Consider the following 19514-nt stretch of genomic DNA (forward strand, 5'->3'; position numbering starts at 1 on the left):
CGCAACAAGTTGACGATGATCAGTCGGTTGGGTTGAGTGATGCCAGCGATTGATCTCGTGCTGCCGCCCGCGCTTCCTGCTGCGTCAGGCCTTCGATCTTCACCTTTCCAACACCCGCGCCACGCATGCCCAGTACCGCAGCGGCCGCATAGGACAGATCAATCACGCGGCCACGCGCATACGGACCGCGGTCGTTAATCTTGACGACCACTGTTTTCTGATTCGCCTCATTGGTCACACGAACCCACGACGCGAGCGGTAACGTACGATGCGCTGCCGTAAGCGCGTGCATGTCGTAACGTTCGCCGCTGGCCGTCTTGCGACCGTGGAAACCGCGGCCATACCAGGAGGCGCGACCCTGCTGCTCGAAATCGCTGACATCGGGTCCGGCAGTAATGGGCTTTGCGTTGGCGAGCGAGGAAGTATCAGACGAATTGCTGGCTGACGGAGGCAACGTGTTCAGCCGGGAGTCATAGGCGAGCGGCGCCGTACCTCGGCCCGAGTTCGCAACGCTGCTTGCGGTGGTCAGCTGCGAGCCGGTTTTCAGCGCGCTGGCCTGATCGCTGCCGCTTGGCGGCATGGCGCAACCCGTGAGGATTGCAAAGACCAAAAGACTCCCGAGACGTCGGGTTAGTCGTACATTCATAGACGTGTAATCAACGGTTAGAGCCGCCTAACCATCCGACAAAACGCGGACGTGCGCAGGCAGCTCAAGGCTTTTTTCCGCGCAAAAGTGCGCGCCGCTCGATAATCGAACGACGAGCCAGTGCTCGGGAGCGGCGTACCTCGCCGCAAATGCCCGGTTAGTTTTCACGTCTGGCGCAACCTGTCCCCGGCAGCCTGACCAGACCCCACATGCCGCCATCGAACGTGGATCACACATTCTTGCGCGCTCAACTGCGCAGGAACGGCGGCGTAGGCCCCATCCAACGTAACGGCAGCTAAGGCCGTTGGCAGGTGCATCGCACCTGGCTGGACAAGACGTGTACATCGGTTGAAACCGATGCTTGATTGCGATTGCGAAGCGTTTTCGCTCCGAATTGCGTACTTGATGACAATTGTAAAAACGCGCTACTCGTGTTTCTCAATGCCCATTGATGGCATGGTCATACCATGCACAACTGGCCGGATTATACCCAAACACCGAGTCGGACCGCCCGGAGAAGAACAAAATGTTACTCATTTTCTCTACCGGTGTAAAAATTGCGACTTTTGCCTGTTTTTTGAGCACAGGTCGACCGTTTGGCTAACGCCGGGCGCACGGCGGCAACGCTGGTTTTCGCCCGTTACAATGGACGTTTTTACACGTCCCAGTCGCCCACCATGAAGGTCACCCTTATTCCCGTGACACCGTTTCAGCAAAATTGTTCGATCGTTGTGTGCGAGACAACGGGCCGTGCGGTCGTCGTCGATCCAGGCGGCGACGTCGATCAGATCATTAGCGCAGTCGGACAACTCGATGTGACCGTCGACAAGGTGCTGCTCACGCACGGGCATCTGGATCACTGCGGCGGAGCAAGGGCGATCGCGGATCACTACGGCGTAGAGATCCATGGACCGCACACCGAAGACGCTTTCTGGATCGAACAGTTGCCGGCGCAAAGCAAACGCTTCGGCTTCGGCGACGCGCAGGCCTTCACGCCTGACCGGTGGCTGCAAGATGGTGACTCGGTTCAGTTTGGCGACGAAACCATGGAGGTCTATCACTGCCCCGGACATACGCCGGGCCATGTGATCTTCTTCAGCCGCGTGAATCGCGTGGCGTTGGTCGGCGACGTGCTGTTCGCGGGCTCAATCGGCCGTACGGATTTTCCGCGTGGCGACCATTCGGACCTGGTTCGCTCCGTGCGGGAAAAGCTTTGGCCATTGGGCGATGACGTCACGTTCGTACCGGGGCACGGTCCCACGTCCACGTTTGGGCATGAACGCCTCACCAACCCGTTTGTCGCCGACCGGATGACCGCATGAGCACCGCTATTCCTGAAATCTACGTCAGTACGGACGTCGAAGCTGATGGCCCCATCCCCGGACCGCACTCCATGTTGAGTTTCGCGTCCGCGGCCTACACGGAACACAAGGAGCTGATCGGCACGTTTTCGGCGAATCTCGAAACGCTGGAGGGCGCAGCGCCTCACCCGGTTCAAGCCGCTTGGTGGAAAACCCAGCCCGAGGCATGGGCCGCCTGCCGGACCGACCTGCAGCAACCGCTCACTGCATTGCGGGCCTATGTGGAATGGGTCGAGGCGTTGCCCGGCAAGCCGGTGTTCGTTGCGTATCCGGCGGGTTTCGACTTCACCTATATGTTCTGGTACATGATGCGTTTCGCTGAACGCTGTCCGTTCTCATGGTCCGCGCTCGACATCAAGACCCTAGCGTTCGCGCTGACCGATCTGCCATATCGGAAGGCGATCAAACCGCGTTTGCCGAAACATTGGTTCGATGAACTCCCGCACACTCACGTCGCGCTGGATGACGCCGTTGAACAAGGCGCTCTTTTCTGCAACATGCTCGCCGAGTTGCGGACTCAACGGACGCTGCTGGCGTCGCTGAAAGCGACAGGCGAAACGCCAGACGACACTGATATCGAAGGACAAAACGCGCAGTCTGGGCGTTGAGTTAGGCAATATTGCTCAGGTTGGGCGTTTGACATTGCGCTTCCTTTCTGCCGCCTCTACTATTGGACTTGGTAGCGACCGACAGGAGGCGCAGTTGACTCTCGACACGTTTTCACAAAAAATCCTGCGACTTCTGCAGCTGGATGCTCGTCGTTCGGTTCAGGAGATATCCGACCAGGTCGGGCTTTCGAGCACGCCGTGCTGGCGGCGTATCAAGGACATGGAGCAATCGGGGGTAATCCAGCGGTACACCGCGTTGCTCGATCGCGAAAAGCTGGGCTTGCATGTCTGCGCGCTCGCTCATATCCATCTCACACGTCACACCGAAGGCGGTGTAGAGCAATTCGAACGTGAGATCACCACGTGCCCGGAAGTCACCGAGTGCTACAGCACCACGGGCGAGGCCGACTATATTCTGAAAATTGTCGCGCCGGATATCAAGTCGTACGACGCTTTTCTCCACGACCGCATCTTCAAGATTCCGGCCGTCGCGCAAGTCCGGACCAGCGTAGTCCTGCGGGAAATCAAATTTGATACACAATTGCCGCTTTAAGATATCTTTCGATTACATCAATGCCGACGCTCTAATCAGGGCGTGAAACGGCATTAGATTCAATAATGACAACGCCCGGCGTATTTCTTACAGTTCGGGTAAACCGAATCTCGCGTGCGCCCAGTTTTCGCTTGAGCGCGTCAAAATCGCTGGTCTCCAGGCTCGCCAAATGATCGTCGTTTAGATCTGCGGGAAGCGTCACATCGATATCGAAGCCGCTACTCAGATAATGCAGGTTTAGCGCGCTGTAGGCAGCACCATGAGCTCTCAATTCAGCACTTATGGCATCGCTGACGGCCGAACGCGTCGGCATTCTGCCCGGCAGCGGATTGATTTCATCATTTTCCGGATCGACGTGAATCAATGCATCCAAAATGTAAGTATTCGTCAGCAAACGCGCTCGCGCCAATTCTGCAATGTAGTGCCCCTCTGAAACTGAAATGAGGGGATCAACGAGAATATGCGCATCGACAATCGCGAGATCGCCCATTTTTCGCGTGCGCAATTCATGCACCCCGCGAACACCCGGTGTGCTGCGGAGCAACATGCGTAACTTCTCGGTTTCAGCGTGATTGAGCGCGCGATCAGACAAATCCTGCAGAGCGTCCCATCCAAAAGTCCATCCCATCCGAGCAACCATAAAACCGACGATTGCGGCCGCGATTGGATCGAGCAAACGCCATCCGGCCATACTCCCAATAATGCCTATAGCAACAACCAGCGACGACGCCGCATCCGAACGAGCGTGCCACGCATTGGCGATCAGGAGTGCGGATCTGACGCGTTCGGCCGCGCGCAGCATATAGCGGAACAATAACTCCTTAGAAATCAGAACGATCACCGCGACAATCAGTGCGCTTGCGTGAACCTCCGGGATAGCGTCAAGATTGGTAATACGCTCACCTGCTCGCCATAACATCCCCACGCCGACAGCAATTAAAAGCGCGCCGAGAAATAATGAAGCAACTGTTTCATAACGATTGTGGCCGTAATTGTGATCGTCGTCAGGAGCAGCGGTGCTATGCCGATTTGCCAGGAGCACGATGAAGTCCGACACCAGGTCGGACAGTGAATGAATACCGTCGGCAATCAAGGCTTGGGAATGCGCAAACACGCCTACGACAATCTGCGCCACCATCAGCACGGAATTCACCGCGATACTCGCGAAGGTCGTTTTGCGGGCTACGTCCTGTTTTTCTGCGGCGCGCGCGGTTGATTGCGACATGTCATCACTCGAAGTTATCGTTTGACGAATTTTACCAAGCCGCGCTTCGATGCATTCGCTTAAAAATTGGAAAACCCTATAAAAATCATCTATTTATGTTAAACGCGACGTGTTCTCAGTCGTACCTCGTATTTCGTCGCAATTCCGGGCAGTCGGTCGATTTCAACCGTCTCGTCTATCGGCAGCCCTCCTTGCAGGCGCAAAAAAAAAGCCGCACCTTTTAACGGTGCGGCTTTTTAAACAATCCACGTCTTACTTCTGGATCAGGAAGTTGTCGCGCTCCTGACCTGCTATCCACTTTGGCGGCTTGCCGCGGCCCGACCACGTGCTGCCGCTGTCCGGATCGCGATACTTCGGCGCAACGCCCGCACGCGGACGTGCGGCGTTTTTCAAATTCTTGCCACCACGGCCACCTGCCAATTCAGCAAGCGTGATCCCATAGTCAGCCATTTTCTGCTTGATTTCATTGAGAACTTCGGCATATTCCCGCGACTTCGCTTCTTCAATCTGTCGCTCGAGATTTTCGCGCTGCGCGAGAAGTTCCTTGTAAGACGGCATGATCTGTTCCTTGTGGTTTGCAGTGTACGAGTCGTCGCTCGTTCCGGTTATAACGTTAAGCCTCTCAATGAATCGCAGATTAACACAACTAGGATTCTGCGCGCGTTTCTACGCTGTCGATTTAAATCGATTCAGTCGAACGAGCGTCCGTAACAATTTGTGATATCCGGTTAACACTACCGAAACTACGCATTCATCTTACTTACATCGTTAAATTAACCCACAAAGTCTTTCATCAAATGAAAATAACCCGATACATATCGGCTAAACCTTCCATCTCGTGCGAGTTTGCTCAAATCCTCTCATCGCCGTAACACCATCTCGTAATTTAGCGACATAAGGACACGTATCGGCCGATCACAAGTTCAGACAATCACCTATGCCGTTCAATACAATCGATCAACGCAGCATTCAGTTCTGCGCGAGTTTGTTTCGGTTTATCGAAGGTGAAACGATTGCGCGCTCGGGGAGTTCGCAAATCGCAACCATATTTGTCGATACCCATTAGTTCGAGTTCTGCCGGCCGCTCAGGAGAATCGGCAAATAATTCCAGAAGCCGAAGTTCATTCTGCTCGGATAACGGTTCGAGTGGATCCAGCGCCGTTGCATCCAGCCAGCCCATTGCGCCAAAGCCGCCTATATACCTCATACGTTCGAGCGACATGATCCAGAACGTGAAGTCGCCTAATTCGAGATAACGTGCGGCATCCGGGTGATATCTGAGATAACGGCGCGCCAGTTCATCGACGGATTCAGGCGGCGCCGGAGAAAACGAACCGAGCATGGTAAGACGCTGGCCTTCGAGAATGGCATCGCTAGCCGTTTGGGTAATCAGGAAACCCGCACGCGCGTCCAGTTGCAGATTGCGCGTGTGTTCGGCCAGATGGCTAATCAGCACCATGGGCACGTGACGGGAAGTCGGCGCGAACGGTAATGCGGTCGGGTAGGGAAAACCGCGCGGTTCGCGTGAATGCGTCGCAAGCGTGCCGTGCGGCACTTGATGCAACAGATGCAACGGAGCATGCAACGGGATATTCAAAGCGGGACCTCACGAAAGAACTCACCAACGGCCATGCAAGCGAACTAAATATGATGAGCGAGCGGCCTTTGCGATCTTAAAGCACTAAAACCAGGTACGTCCGCAACCCGATAGAATTGAAAGGTTCGCAGGCCAACCCAAGGGCCGGCTGTTAAAAACAAGAAAGCAAAGAGAGCAATTCCCGTGTCCGAATCTGTATCAAGTGCCCGTGCCGTCGGGCACGACACCCCGAACGCCGTGCATCGGCGGTTGCCCGCGGCAAAACGCGAGCGTGCGCGCTACGCGACCATGGCCGTGTTTTTTATCGCCGGAATGCTGTACGCCTCCTGGGGCGTGCACGTACCTACGGTGCGCGACAAATTTCACCTGAGCGCCGGATCGCTGTCCATTGCGCTCCTGGCGGTGGCCGTCGGCTCGATTGTCGCAATGCTCACCAATGCGCCGTGGATCGCGCGCGTCGGCACTCGCCGCGCGTGCCTTGCCGGCGGTATCGGCATGTCGATTTGCGGGGCGCTGATCCTGGTCGCACCGTTCTACTGGCTGCTGCTGGTCGTGCTGGCGCTATTCGGCTTCAGCATGGCCACCCTCGACGTCGCGATGAACGCGGAAGCCAGCGCCGTTGAAGAAGCGCTGGAGCGGCCCATCATGTCGTCGCTGCACGGCATGTTCAGCGTCGGCGGGATGGCCGGCGCGGCCGCCGGCGGCGCGTTGCTCGCGCACGGCATGCCGCCGGCCGCGCATCTGGCGCTCGCGTCGGTTGTGAGCTTGATCGTGCTGCTGGTGTCCATGCCCGCCGTGCTGCCGCACGTCCCCCACGCAGACCATGTGCATGGCGGGCAGTCATCGTCGAATCGATGGCGCTCCAGGGCCTTGTGGGCGCTCGGCGGCATGGCGTTGGTCGCATTGATCGCCGAAGGCGCCATGTACGACTGGGCAACGGTCTACATGCGCGACGTGGTGCTTGCCACGCCTGCCCTGTCCAGTGCAGCGTACGCAGCCTTCACCGGCGGCATGGCGGCAGGACGTTTCGGCGGCGACGCTGTGCGTGCCCGCTTCGGCGCGCCTCAACTCATCTTCGCGAGCGCGGCGCTGGCGTTTATCGGCATGGTGGCGGCGCTGCTGGTGCCTGACGCCGTCGTCACGCTTGCAGGCTTCACGCTGATGGGGCTCGGACTCGCGAACATGATGCCGGTGCTGTTCGCCGCGGCGGCGCGTGTGGAGGGCGTGAGTCCGGCGGAAGGACTGGCGCAGGTCGCGGGGCTGGCTTACTTCGGCTTGCTGTTCGGGCCGGTGCTGATAGGCGGTGTGGCGCAGTTCAGCACGTTGCCGATCGGATTGTCGGTGGTCGCGGCGTGCGCAGCGCTGATTGCGCTTGTGGGACCGAGGATCATGAAGCAGTTAAAGCTGTGAACGCACACCGTCGCGTTAGCCGGACTGCAAAACGCTAATCAGCCACGAGCGCCAACCGTGTCATCTGCATTGGCCAATATTAGCCAAGCCACCAAGCAAAAAAAACGCGCTGACCGAAATCAGCGCGTTTTTTTAAAAATGAAAATCGTCGAAGGCGGTCCGGGTCGAAACATCAAGCCCCTGACCGCCCGCGATAATTACATCTTGACCACGTCCAGCAGCGTCTTCTTGCCGCCCTTGTAGTCGTACAGCGAGATCACGCCGTGCTTCAGGTCGCCCTTCGAGTCGAAGGTCGTTTCGCCGATCACACCCTTGTAATCCGTATTCGGCATTGCTGCCAGGATCTTCGCCGGATCGGTGGAATTGGCGCGCTTCATAGCATCGACAATGATGTACACCGCGTCATACGTGAACGGAGCGTAGATCTGGATCGGCGCGCCGAAACGCTTCTGGAACTTGGCTGCGAATTCTGCACCGCCAGCCATCTTCTCAAGCGCCATACCGGCTTCCGAGCAAACGATGTTGTCGGTTGCATCGCCAGCCAGGGTCGACAACTGGTCGGTACACACACCGTCGCCTGCCAATACCTTGGCGCGCAGGCCAAGTTGCTTGGCTTGCTTGGCGAACGGGCCGCCGGTTGCGTCCATGCCGCCGAACATCACAGCGTCAGGATTTTCGCCCTTGATCTTCGTCAGAATTGCGCGGAAGTCGACAGCCTTGTCGTTGGTCGCGTCATGCGACATCACGTTCATGCCGAGCGACTTGGCAGTCTTTTCGAACTCGTTCGCGAGACCCTGGCCGTAAGCGGTCGAGTCGTCGACAATCGCGACGCTCTTCAGCTTCAAGTCCTTGGAGGCATAGTTTGCGAGTGCCGGACCTTGTTGTGCATCGGTTGCCACAACGCGATACGTCGTCTTGAAGCCTTGCTGCGTGTACACCGGGTTCGTTGCCGACGGCGAAATCTGCACGATGCCTGCATCGCTGTAGATCTTCGAAGCCGGGATCGAGGTGCCCGAATTCAAGTGACCGACCACGGCGACGACCTTATCGTCGACGAGCTTCTGCGCCACTTGAGTAGCCGTACGCGGGTCAGCTGCGTCATCTTGCGGATCGAGTTGAAGCGTGATCTTCTGGCCGCCGATCGTCAGACCCTTGGCATTGATTTCTTCAACTGCGAGGCGCGCGCCGTTTTCGTTGTCCTTGCCCAAGTGGGCAATACCGCCGGTCAACGGTGCAACGTGACCGATCTTGACGACCTCGTCGGCCGTAGCGGTTGTTGCCATCGAGGCGAACATTAGCGCTGCAGCGCTGATAGGCAACAATTTGTGAAGCTTGGTGTTCATGTAAGTCTCCAGTTTCGGTCCCAAAAACAACGGTGTCGCCCTGTGCTCCGTCTTCGTCACGTTTTGCTCAGCCCCGTGGACGACCACGCCGGATGCATCGTCATGCACTTGGCTTGTACTTCCGCAGGCCGTTTATGACAACCAGCATCCGTACTGCGCGCAAGTGTAGGGTTGTCAAATTAATTTGGGGAAGTTTTTTAGGATAGTGGTGCGACTACTAATAAGAGATGTGTTGAGAAGCTGTTGAAAGTGTGCTGGTGCAGTGCGGAAAGGTCCTGTTCATGCGGTTCTTCAGCAGATTGTCAGGTTTTCCCGAGTGAGCGTTCACGGCATTCTAGAGGTAACGCTTTAGTTTTATCCAGCCACGCCGTTATTATCCGGTCCGCTTGTTTCAGGTCAATTGCGCAGGTCAATTGCACGGGATAAGAACTCGGTTGAGAACTGAGATACACATTGGGGTTAGCACTATTAACTAGTCGCCGCTTAAAGCCTCACATCGCGCTCGATAACAACAACGGAAAGTTGCAGAAGCATCGATAAAAACGTGCCGCCGCGTGCAACGCCTGCAGCCGCTTTACAGCCCGCGCCCTTGCCAGCAAGGCGCATCGAATGGTGGCACACTTCCCGGTTGCGGTTCGACCCCTATCGTCCCCACTCATTTCGCCTCACTTAATTCAGGCGTCAGCCAGGAGCTTCATCATGACCGTAACATCCCGCTGGATCGACATTCCTGCAAACGGCGACACATTCCAGGGCTATCTTGCGTTGCCCAAAGGTGGCAAAGGCCCGGGCGTCGTCATCATCCAGGAAATATTCGGCGTGAATTCGCATATCCGTGCCGTGGCCGACCAGTACGCGGCCGATGGTTACGTCGCGCTCGCACCGGACATTTTCTGGCGCGTCCAGCCGCGCGTGGAACTCGGCTATGACGGCGCAGATCGCGAGAAGGCAATGGAAATCTACGGCAAGCTCGACGTGGCGCATGCAGTCGCCGATGTCACCGCCACCGCCGCCGCGCTGCGCGCACTGCCGGAAGTCACGGGCAAGGTCGCGGCTGTCGGTTATTGCCTTGGCGGCCGGCTGGCGTATTTGTCGGCGGCGCAAGGTGCGTTCGATATCGCCGTGGCCTACTACGGCGGCGGCATCCAGAACGAGCTCGACCAGGCCGACAAGGTCAAGGTGCCGATGCAATTCCACTACGGCGCACTCGACGCCCACATCCCGTCCGACGCGGTCGACTCGGTGAAGCAGCGCTTCGCGGGCAAGGACGCGCAAGTCCACGTATACCCAGGCGCCGATCACGGCTTCAATTGCACGGACCGCGCATCGTACAATCAAGCGGCGTCGGCACTGGCGCACGGCCGCACACTCACGTTCCTCGGCGAGCATTCCTGACTCGGCGGACTGCTTCCGCGGACTGCACGGTTGGCCGCCTGAGAAGACGGTACACAACCGCATTCAAGTAGGGGGAAGCGTGCAGTCCGAGTATCTCGACTATGACGCGATCGGCTTGGCCGAGCTCGTGCGCAGCGGCCAGGTCAGCGCGCGGGAATTAATCGATACGGCAATCACGCGCGCCGAAGCCGTCAATCCGGCGCTTAACGCTATCGTCCTGAAGGATTATCAGGCGGCTCGCAACCGCGCGAGCCGTGGCGGACACGACGGCGCCGGCACCTTGGGCCAAGGTCCGCTCGCGGGTGTTCCCTACCTCATCAAGGACCTGGGTGCGCCGGTCGCGGGTTTGCGGATGTCGATGGGCTGCCGCCATTTCCAGCATTTCATCCCCACTGAAGACTCGCCGATCGTTGCGCGCTCACGGCAGGCGGGGCTCAACATTTTCGGCAAGACCAACACGCCGGAAATCGGCCAGATGCCGTACACCGAACCCGAGTTGTTCGGCCCGGCGCGCAACCCGTGGGGACTCGACTACACCACGGGCGGTTCAAGCGGAGGCGCAGCAGCAGCGGTCGCGGGCGGCGTCGTTCCGCTCGCGCACGCTGCGGATGGCGGCGGGTCGATCCGCATCCCGGCGTCGTGCTGCGGACTGTTCGGCTTCAAGCCATCGAACGAGGTCCAGCCGCAACCGCTGCCCGCACCCGGCGATTTAGCGGTAGATCACGCTGTGTCGCGCAGTGTCCGCGACAGCGCCCTGCTGCTCGATCTCACATCGTCTGGGCAATCCGGCGCTTTCTTCCGGGCCATGGGCGAGCCGTGCGGGCCGTTGCGCATCGGCTATATGGAAGAGCCGCAGCTGGCGGGGGCGTTATCGGCGGATGTAAAAGCCGCGCTCGACGATGCCGCCCGGCTCGCTGAATCGCTGGGTCATCATGTGGAGCCGGCGTCTTTCGGGCTCGACTTCCGCGACCTCGCGTATGGCTTTCTGGTGATGTGGTCGGTGCTGGCCAAAGAGATCGTGCTGCACGCCGACCGCATCAGCGGTCAGAAGCCGAAGCGCGCTGATTTCGAAATTGCATCGTGGGCGATGGCGCATATCGGCCGGAAGATTGGCGAGCGCGATCTGCCGGCGGCGCTGGAAACTCAACGTCAGTTCAAGGCGAAGATGGCCACGTTGATGACGCGATATGACGTGTTGTTGACGCCCACGCTGGCTGCCGCGCCGTTCAAGATCGGCGCCAAGCAGCCGAGCCAATTCGAGCGTTTCCAGATGCACGTGCTCTCGGCGGTTCCTATTGAACCGTTGTTGCAGCGGATGTTGTCAGTGTCGGCGAAGAAGGCGTTTGACTGGGCCGGTTGCACGGAGCTTTTCAACTTTACCGGTCAGCCAGCCATGTCCGTGCCGCTCTACTGGAATGCGCGCGGCATGCCGATTGGCGTGCAGTTCGCGGGACGAATCAACGACGATGCCACGTTGTTCCGGCTTGCGGCGCAGCTAGAGGCAGCGAGACCATGGTTCGCGCGCCGCCCAGCGTTGATGACGGCGAGGTGAACGCTTGGGTTTGCCCGACCCAAGCGATGAACATCTAGCCTGAGCGCTTGGAAAAGCGGTAATGCGCGACGCCCCATTCGTTGCCGCCGGCGTATCCGAACAACTCGGCCACCGCCATATAAAACATGCGCCAGCGCTGAAACCAGATACCGGCGTTAGCCTCGCCATACGTCTGGACCATGAGTGGCATCAACTCGCTGCGCGCCGCGTCCAGATTCGCGAGCCAATGATTGGCTGTCTTTTCATAATGCGCGCCGCTCACCCACCATTGACGGTCAATGGTGAGATCGTCCTGGAAATGCAGCAGCAGCGCCTCGGACGGCATGGTCCCGCCCGTGAAAAAATACTTCGACATCCAGTCGCTGCCGTCTTTCACCTCGAAGTGATAAGCCAGCGTGCGATGCGCGAACACATGCACAAAAAGCTTGCCGTCCTCGCGCATCCAGCCAGAGATCTTGTTCAACAGCAGTCGATAATTCTTCATGTGCTCGAACATTTCGATCGATAAAACGCGGTCGAAGCCATCGACGAGTAATGCCGGATCGAACTGATGATCGACAATATTCCCCGTCACCACGCTCAGGTTGGTTATGCCGCGCTCGGCCGCTTCGCCCTCGATAAACTCGCGCTGCCCCTGCGAATTCGATAACGCCACGATCTGCGAGCGCGGATAAGTTTCCGCCAGCCACAACGAGAGCGAACCCCAGCCGCAACCGAGATCGAGGATGCGCTGGCCGTCGGTGAGTTGCGCACGGACGGCATATTCTTCGAGCATCGCGCGCTCGGCTTGATCGAGCGTTTCCTTCCCCGTCCGATACAAGCAGCACGAGTACTTCAAGTGCTCGCCCAAATGGCCATGGAAAAACGCCGCCGGCACCTCGTAATGCTGCGTGTTCGCGGCTTGCGTTTCGATCGCGATGGGGCTTGCACGCAGTTCATCGACCAAGCGATTAAAACGCTTCGAACGCGCTTCGCCATCGTCGATGCCTTCATCGCGCAGGCGCTGTTTCATCAGGCGGCGCATTCCCAGGCGCACGAACGAATCCGGAAGCCGGCCGCGCTCGCACCAATCGATCAGCCAGCCCTCCGACGGCACTTCTTTTTCTTGTGGTTGTGACATAACCGCTCGCGCTGGCAGGTCGCTCATGTGGAAACTCCTCGCTATTATTATTTAAGGATGACGCGGCGGCCATGGAATCAGTGCACTGGTCGTACGCATATAGTCGGCATATCCCGCGCGCTTTTTAGCCGATTCCGCTTCAATCATGGGTACGCCCGAGACTTTCATCAGCAGCCACGCCATCAGCACGGGCGGCAACAGCATCGCGAAAATCCACGCGCCAACGCCGATTGCGAGCGGGATGTACGCGACCCAATGCACGCACTCGAAGAAGTAATTCGGGTGTCGTGAATAACGCCACAATCCCGCGCGGCATACATTGCCGTGATTCGACGGGTCCGCTTTGAATACGTGCAATTGATGGTCGGCGAGCGCTTCGCCCGCAATCGAGATTATCCAGATCACCGCCGCCAGCGCGACCCAGGCAGCGCCCGGTGGCGTTGCGCGATAGGCCGGTATGAAAAACGCGAGCGAGAGCAGCATCGAAATCACGACTTGCATCTGGAAGAACCAGAACATTTTCTTGTTCGCGTCGGCGCCCCATTGCTCGCGGAACTTGTGGTAACGCGGATCTTCGGCGTGACCGGCATTGCGCTTCCACAAATGCAAACCCAGGCGAATGCCCCAGACGAACCCGCCTATTCCAACGACAACCCGCGTGTGCAGATCACCCTCGGCGAGTACGGCGACCAGCACGGCGACCACGCCGAGCGACATTGCCCAGATCGGATCGACCATCCCGGCATTCTTCGATTTAAGCTGCCACGCCCAAACCGCGGTGAAAACAACGATGAGCGCGATAAAAGCAATAACGGCAACGGTGAGCGGCGGCATAAAGTCCTCGATGTCGATTTTTTGTTCGTTAGATATAGATGGCATCGACTGGAGAGCGATTGCAACTACGACTTGGAGTAATTACGCACGTTGTCCGCCGGCGGATGCGCCGAGGCGAGTAACCAAGCGAGTGTGGAAGCAAAACAAGCGTCGACGTTCAGAACGAACGCGAGCATAAGATATTCCCGCCGATAAACGGGAACGCAGGAACGGTGCGTCTTTCGACGCCCTGTTCCCGATCATCAGGCGTGAGCGTAAAAGCCGAAGCCTCGACTTTACTTATTAACCGCCGCGCCAATCAGCCCATCGGACTGCTAAACCAGCGCCGGCAATCCTTCCACCAACAAGAACGCAATCAGCACGCCCAGCAGCGCGCCAAATACGCGTAGTGTGTTTTTGCGGAATTGCGTGGCGCACGGGACGGCGCCTAGGAACAGAATGCCTGCAAGCGCCATCGGGATAATCAGGATGAAGTCACCGATCGTGAAGTAGGTGGTCATAAACGTCTCCCATCATTCGTGCTCAGCGTCCACCTGGCTGCGTGAGACGTCGCACTGTCGATTTGAGTATAGGCCGTTGTTTGAGCTTTATTTGTGCCGCTTTCCGCAAACGTTAGCGAACAATTAACGAAACGCCTTACGGGACGGGACTTTCGGGCCAGATGTTTTAAGCGGATACGGAAAAACCCTTGTTCACCGGAATTTACGATTAACTTTCATTACGTTCGCGCGTGCATCTAAACGATCAAACGTTCATATGCCGTTCTCTTCGACGCAAGTATTCCGCGCCGCCCAAGCCGATTAACAACAGCACAAATACGAAGCCACTGACGCCCGGCCAGCCGGCAACCGTCCAGAAGTGCCCGCCCCACGAACCCAGCACGCTGGAGCCGATGTAATACGCCAGTAGATAAAGCGCGGCCGCCTGACCTTTCGGGCCTTTTGCCAACAAGCCGATCCAGCCGCTTGCGACCGAATGGCCGGCGAAAAATCCAAACGTCATGCACGCAATCCCGGCAATCACCACGGGTAGCGAACTCGACAACGTCAACGCCACGCCAAAGATCATGAGCAGGAGCGCGGCAATCAGGACGCGGCCACGGCCGAATATATCGGCCATTTTTCCGGACCAGGGCGATGCCACCACGCCCGTCAAATACACCACGAAGATTGCACCAATTTCCGTCTGGCTCAGGTTGAACGGCGCCGCGATCAACCGATACCCAACGTAGTTATAAAGCGTCACGAAACTGCCCATGAGCACGAAGCCCATCAGGATCACGCATCGCAGGCCGCGATTTTTCAGATGCCCGGCCAACGCCGTCCGATGATGGCCAAATCCCATCCCGATGCGTGGCACGAAACGCTGCGACGGTGGCAGGAGCGCACGAAACGCCAGCGTGGCGAGCAGCCCAAGCACCCCGATCCCGCCGATAGCCACGCGCCACGAGAAGAAGTCCGCGAGAATCCCGCTGATCACTCGCCCGGCCATTCCGCCGATTGCCGTGCCGCCGACATAGAGTCCCATCGCGAGACCGAGGCCATCGGGATGCACTTCCTCCGCGAGATAGGCCATGGCGACGGCCGGTACGCCGCCAAGCGCGAGACCTTCGAGCGCACGCACAAACAACATCGCGTGCCAGCTCGGCAAGAACGCCACGATGATCGTCAGCAGCGCAGACGCGGTCAGCGACAGCGTCATCAAGCGGTGCCGGCTCCAGCCCTCTGACACAAAGCCTGCGATAAAAATCGCCACGGCGAGTGAAGCCGTTGTCACCGATACCGACAGCGCACTTTCCGCCGGACTCACGCCGAACGTCTTCGTGAACTCCGGAAGGAGCGGCTGCACACAGTAGAGGAGCGAGAAGGTGGCGTAGCCTGCAAATAGCAACGCAATCGCCGCGTGCCAGTAAGCACGCGAGCCACGTTCGAGATACGGCAAGGGATCGAGGGGAAGCGAAGAGGACGAAGCTGACCGGGACGGCGCCGGCGATGAAGTCACAAGTGGATCTCCGGTGGCGAAGGCCATAACGATACAGTGATCGTCAGGGTTTTGCCGGAGAGCACACCGAACGCTTTCAATCGACTTTCGAAAATGGGTTGAGATGCGAATACGTTGTTTCGACGCGATGCAAGTTTTCGACCCATGTGAATTGATGCGCTAAAGTAGAACATCGTTTCAGCCGAAATCATTGGAACGGGACTGCGGTTTGCAGGCATTCGAGGTATTTACGCGCGGCACTTCAGTTTCGTGCACAGGGCCTCACGTGCCTGTGCTTCATGCAGAACCGACCGGCACGCGCACTGTTTTGCCGGCACACCTCGGGGAGTCATCATGCAAATTGGTTCAATCGTTCGCTCCGTCCATATCGCGGTGCCACAAGGCGCACGCGGGATCGTCATGCGGATTCTCGGCGACATGGCCATGGTGGCCTGGTACGCGGAGGAACCCGGCACGTCGGAGCTGCTGAACACGGAACCGTTCTTCCTCGAAGATCTGATCGATACCGGCGAACTCGTTCGCCCGAATAACGCCCTCATGCATTGAGGAATTAGCGCGTTTCAGAACTCTGTTTCGCTGTAACCGCGCATCGCTGATGCTTCCCCCCGCGATGCGCGTCACAATGCAGGGATGAACTCGAACCATTCCGATGCATCGCGCGCGTCCGGAGACAATCTGTCTCTCTCCGGTGACGACGCTAATCTCCCGCCGCCTCCTTTCGCCGATCTCACGCCCGAGCGCGTGCTCGATGCGCTCGACAGCGTCCTGATGCCGCTTGGCGAACGCACCGACGGCGGCATGCTTGCGCTCAACAGCTACGAAAATCGTGTGTATCAGGTTGGCATGGAGGACGGGCCGCCGATGGTCGCAAAGTTCTACCGGCCGTTGCGCTGGTCCGACGACGCCATTCTCGAAGAGCACGCTTTCGTTTCGACGCTTTATGAGCGCGAGATTCCGGCGGTACCGGCACGCGTGCTGAACGGTGCGTCGCTGCATACCTTCGAAGGTTTCCGGTTCTCCATTTTTGAACGGCGCGGCGGGCGGGCGCCGGATATCGACCGGCCGGAGACGCTGGAATGGCTCGGGCGTTTTATCGGGCGGATTCACGCGGTCGGGCAGATCAAGCCGTACGTGGAACGGCCTTCACTCGATATCCAGACCTTCGGATACGAACCGCGCGAATTCTTGCTGACTCACGGATTTGTGCCGAAGGACGTGCGTGAAGCGTATGAAACCGTGGTGAAGATGGCGCTGGAAGGTGTCGAGCGATGTTATGACCGTGCCGGCGATGTCAAAAGCATCCGGCTGCACGGCGATTGTCATCCGAGCAACGTGTTGTGGACGGATGCCGGTCCGCATTTCGTCGATTTCGACGATAGCCGCATGGCGCCCGCTATCCAGGATTTGTGGTTGCTGCTGCCGGGCGACCGCCCGGAGGCATCGCGTGCATTGGGTGATTTGCTGGCGGGATACGAAGATTTCTGGGATTTCGAGCCGCGCGAGCTGCATCTGGTCGAAGCGCTGCGCACGCTGCGGTTAATTCATTACGCGGCGTGGCTGGCGCGTCGCTGGAACGATCCCGCGTTTCCCGCCGCGTTTCCGTGGTTCAACACGCAGCGGTATTGGGAAGACCGGATTCTGGAGTTGCGCGAGCAGGTCGGCGCGATGGAAGAAGGGCCGCTCTGGCCGGTTTGACGGGCTTTCCGGCGTCGTTTGCCGGTGTCTCTTTGCCGTGGCTGGCGCGCCCCTCCTGCGCCAGCCACGTGACGGGACTATTGAAGATTCTTAATGTTCGTGTAATGATAACTATTATCATTTGAAAGCTCGACTTCGCCGACGCGCTTGTTGACGGCTCGGTGAGAAATCCCTTCGCAACATCCCCTTATCGCTATTGCCCTTGGAGAGACGCGTGAACGCGCCTGAAACTTTTGAACCCGCGTCCAACGTGACCACCATGCCGTACGCGCCACGCGGCCGCCTTATCGACGACGCAGAACAATTCGCTCGCAAGCAGCGTTCGCTGCCGCGCAACCTTCATCAAATGGCTACGCAAGGTGCATGGCTGGGTCGGTTTGTGGGGCGCCGTGCTGGGATTGTTGTTCGGGACGACGGGATTTCTGCTGAATCATCGCGCCGGTCCGCTGAAGATTTCGAGCGGAGAACCGCAGGTGTCGCAGATGCAAATGGCCGTGCCCGCGCAGGGCCTCAAGTCGCCGATGGAACTCGGGAAGTGGCTCAAGCAGGAACTCAAACTAGACGGCAATATCGGCCGGCCGAAACGTGAAGCGGCGCACGCGGTGGGTTGGGGTGATCAGAAGACCCTGCAACCGGAGTTGTGGACGGTGGCGGTGGCGTCGCCGGGCGGGTCGGTATCGGCGGAATACTGGGTGGGGAACGGGTTTGTATCGGTGAAGAAGAGCGAGAACAGTTTTCTCGCGACCATGAGCAATCTGCACAAAGGCGTGGGGTTGAGCGTAGGCTGGGTGTTGCTCATCGATACCCTGGCGGGCAGCATTATCCTGCTGTCGCTGACGGGAGTACTGCTGTGGACCGAGTTGAATAAACGCAAGACGGTGGGCGCGGTGATTGTGATGGCGTCAATTGTCGCGATGGTTTGTATGGGGTTGATGTAAGGGCTGCGGTCTTTGATTGCGCCAGCGCTTGAATGTGGAACCCCGCGAAACGCGGGGTTTTGCTTTTTGATATTTAGCTTTGGGGCGGCTGCCGCCTCAAGCCATTTTGCTTTTCGTTTTATTCCCGCGCGAGAGCCAAAGATAAAGCCCGCTGCTCAGTACAACGATGGTTAGTACATCGAATGCGGCCCAGAAAATCTTCAGTGGCATGCCGCCGAAATCGCCGAAATGCAGCGGCTGCGAACCGAGCAGCAGCTTCAGGTACCACGGCAATTCACGCGAATCCGTGAGCGCGCCCGTTTCTGCATCGATGAGAACCGGCCGCAGTAATCGCGTCGTCAGAATACCGTCACCGCGCATGAACACCGTGTAATGGTGCGGACTGCTGAAACGCGTGCCGGGAAATGCGACAAACGATGGAATCATCGAGGGTGCGGTGTCTCGGGCGATCTTTATGGCTTCATCCACGGACGCCGTTGTCCTCACCGGCGGCTTGCCTTGATAAGGCGCGAGCATTTGCGCGAGTTGATCGTTGCGCCAGGCATCGAGGAGAAGATCGGCAAGCGTGTTGATCGAACCCGTTGCACCGACCAATAACGCCCAGACGAGCGTCAACATGCCGAGCGCGTTATGACCGTCGAGCCATGCGATCCGACGTGATTTCCTGATTCGCACGCGACCCAATCCGACCTTCTTCCAGAAGGGCAAATAGACCACCACGCCCGACACAATCGCGGCGACAAAACTCACGCCCATCGTGCCGAGAAACAGTTTGCCGGGCAAGCCGGCGAACATATCGACGTGCAGTTTCAGCAAGATGAATTTCAGCGATCCTTTGCCCGGCGGTGCGCCCAGCGCCTGGGCCGTGCGGGCATCGATGGTCGTGCTTTGGGTATCGTCAGGCGGGGTATCGGCGCGTGGCGCGGTGACGATGATGGGGAGCATCGGCTCATCGGGTTCCCAAATCATGTATTGGGGAACGTGACCGGGATTTTTCGTCAGCGCTGAATTCAGGATTGCGTCGTAACTCGCGCGGGCGTTTGATTGATGCGCGGGAAGTTCGGGCGCCTCGATGGCGTCGCCCAGGAGCACATCGAGCTCGTGGCCGAACACGAGCGGCAACCCGGTCAGGCACAGCAACAGCATGAACGCCGTGCAAACAATACTTGTCCATCGATGGACGAAGGACCAGGTGCGGAAGGAACGCGAAGAGAGCATGGAGCGGAATGCGGTGGT

Annotated in this window: 18 protein-coding genes and 1 pseudogene; 9 read left to right on the forward strand and 10 right to left on the reverse strand. The window is 58.4% G+C overall.

What is annotated here, in order from left to right; all coding sequences use genetic code 11:
* Positions 1-19: 19 nt before the first annotated feature.
* Positions 20-646 carry a septal ring lytic transglycosylase RlpA family protein gene (locus tag GSQ93_RS01845; protein WP_158933992.1) on the reverse strand — a complete coding sequence of 209 codons (627 nt, stop codon included), beginning with the start codon at positions 644-646 and terminating at the stop codon, positions 20-22.
* A gap of 677 nt (positions 647-1323) precedes the next feature.
* Here GSQ93_RS01845 and GSQ93_RS01850 point away from each other — a divergent pair.
* From GSQ93_RS01850 to GSQ93_RS01860, 3 genes are all read left to right on the forward strand, one after another.
* Positions 1324-1968, forward strand: coding sequence for an MBL fold metallo-hydrolase (locus GSQ93_RS01850; protein ID WP_158933993.1), 645 nt, complete (start codon positions 1324-1326; stop codon positions 1966-1968).
* Entirely contained in the window at positions 1965-2615 is a 651-nt protein-coding gene (locus GSQ93_RS01855) for an exonuclease (RefSeq protein ID WP_158933994.1), read from the forward strand. The genes GSQ93_RS01850 and GSQ93_RS01855 overlap by 4 nt, the downstream gene beginning before the upstream one ends.
* Before the next feature lie 94 nt (positions 2616-2709).
* Positions 2710-3168: an Lrp/AsnC family transcriptional regulator gene (locus GSQ93_RS01860; RefSeq protein WP_031357026.1), complete on the forward strand. Its 459-nt coding sequence runs from the start codon at positions 2710-2712 to the stop codon at positions 3166-3168.
* Between the two features lie 31 nt (positions 3169-3199).
* On the opposite strand, the gene GSQ93_RS01865 is transcribed toward GSQ93_RS01860, so the two are convergent.
* The 3 genes from GSQ93_RS01865 to GSQ93_RS01875 all read right to left on the reverse strand — a co-directional run bounded on the left by GSQ93_RS01865 (position 3200) and on the right by GSQ93_RS01875 (position 5990).
* A complete protein-coding gene (locus GSQ93_RS01865) occupies positions 3200-4393 on the reverse strand; it encodes a cation diffusion facilitator family transporter (protein ID WP_158933995.1) in 1194 nt (397 codons plus the stop codon).
* Positions 4394-4645: 252 nt separating this feature from the next.
* The gene (locus tag GSQ93_RS01870; protein WP_158933996.1) at positions 4646-4951 is read right to left on the reverse strand and encodes an H-NS family nucleoid-associated regulatory protein; all 306 of its coding nucleotides are present in this window, start codon (positions 4949-4951) and stop codon (positions 4646-4648) included.
* Positions 4952-5324: 373 nt separating this feature from the next.
* Positions 5325-5990, reverse strand: a complete 666-nt coding sequence (locus GSQ93_RS01875; protein WP_158933997.1) for a HugZ family protein — start codon at positions 5988-5990, stop codon at positions 5325-5327.
* A 237-nt stretch (positions 5991-6227) separates the two neighbouring features.
* Between GSQ93_RS01875 and GSQ93_RS01880 the strand changes: the two genes are divergently transcribed.
* Positions 6228-7400 (forward strand): MFS transporter, encoded by a 1173-nt coding sequence (locus tag GSQ93_RS01880; RefSeq protein WP_254073729.1) that lies wholly within the window; start codon positions 6228-6230, stop codon positions 7398-7400.
* Positions 7401-7597: 197 nt separating this feature from the next.
* On the opposite strand, the gene GSQ93_RS01885 is transcribed toward GSQ93_RS01880, so the two are convergent.
* Positions 7598-8743 carry a branched-chain amino acid ABC transporter substrate-binding protein gene (locus tag GSQ93_RS01885; protein WP_158933998.1) on the reverse strand — a complete coding sequence of 382 codons (1146 nt, stop codon included), beginning with the start codon at positions 8741-8743 and terminating at the stop codon, positions 7598-7600.
* Positions 8744-9442: 699 nt separating this feature from the next.
* Here GSQ93_RS01885 and GSQ93_RS01890 point away from each other — a divergent pair.
* Entirely contained in the window at positions 9443-10138 is a 696-nt protein-coding gene (locus tag GSQ93_RS01890) for a dienelactone hydrolase family protein (RefSeq protein WP_158933999.1), read from the forward strand.
* 79 nt (positions 10139-10217) lie between these two features.
* On the forward strand, positions 10218-11690 hold the full coding sequence (locus tag GSQ93_RS01895; RefSeq protein ID WP_158934000.1) for an amidase: 1473 nt from the start codon (positions 10218-10220) through the stop codon (positions 11688-11690).
* A gap of 34 nt (positions 11691-11724) precedes the next feature.
* Here GSQ93_RS01895 and GSQ93_RS01900 read toward each other — a convergent pair whose 3' ends face one another.
* From GSQ93_RS01900 to GSQ93_RS01915, 4 genes are all read right to left on the reverse strand, one after another.
* Positions 11725-12837: a cyclopropane-fatty-acyl-phospholipid synthase family protein gene (locus GSQ93_RS01900; RefSeq protein ID WP_254073712.1), complete on the reverse strand. Its 1113-nt coding sequence runs from the start codon at positions 12835-12837 to the stop codon at positions 11725-11727.
* A gap of 24 nt (positions 12838-12861) precedes the next feature.
* Positions 12862-13644 (reverse strand): DUF1295 domain-containing protein, encoded by a 783-nt coding sequence (locus tag GSQ93_RS01905; protein ID WP_158934001.1) that lies wholly within the window; start codon positions 13642-13644, stop codon positions 12862-12864.
* A gap of 314 nt (positions 13645-13958) precedes the next feature.
* Positions 13959-14144, reverse strand: a complete 186-nt coding sequence (locus GSQ93_RS01910) for a hypothetical protein (RefSeq protein WP_031357016.1) — start codon at positions 14142-14144, stop codon at positions 13959-13961.
* A 244-nt stretch (positions 14145-14388) separates the two neighbouring features.
* Positions 14389-15672 (reverse strand): MFS transporter, encoded by a 1284-nt coding sequence (locus tag GSQ93_RS01915; RefSeq protein WP_158934002.1) that lies wholly within the window; start codon positions 15670-15672, stop codon positions 14389-14391.
* A gap of 306 nt (positions 15673-15978) precedes the next feature.
* Between GSQ93_RS01915 and GSQ93_RS01920 the strand changes: the two genes are divergently transcribed.
* The 3 genes and pseudogenes from GSQ93_RS01920 (at position 15979) to GSQ93_RS01930 (ending at position 18278) form a co-directional block, all read left to right on the forward strand.
* Entirely contained in the window at positions 15979-16191 is a 213-nt protein-coding gene (locus tag GSQ93_RS01920; RefSeq protein WP_158934003.1) for a hypothetical protein, read from the forward strand.
* A gap of 84 nt (positions 16192-16275) precedes the next feature.
* The gene (locus GSQ93_RS01925; RefSeq protein WP_158934004.1) at positions 16276-17340 is read left to right on the forward strand and encodes a serine/threonine protein kinase; all 1065 of its coding nucleotides are present in this window, start codon (positions 16276-16278) and stop codon (positions 17338-17340) included.
* A gap of 259 nt (positions 17341-17599) precedes the next feature.
* Positions 17600-18278: pseudogene (locus GSQ93_RS01930) on the forward strand (PepSY-associated TM helix domain-containing protein).
* A gap of 96 nt (positions 18279-18374) precedes the next feature.
* On the opposite strand, the gene GSQ93_RS01935 reads toward GSQ93_RS01930, so the two are convergent.
* On the reverse strand, positions 18375-19496 hold the full coding sequence (locus GSQ93_RS01935) for a PepSY domain-containing protein (protein WP_158934005.1): 1122 nt from the start codon (positions 19494-19496) through the stop codon (positions 18375-18377).
* Positions 19497-19514 lie beyond the last annotated feature (18 nt).

The sequence above is a fragment of the Burkholderia sp. S171 genome (assembly GCF_009766085.1).
GTDB lineage: Bacteria > Pseudomonadota > Gammaproteobacteria > Burkholderiales > Burkholderiaceae > Caballeronia.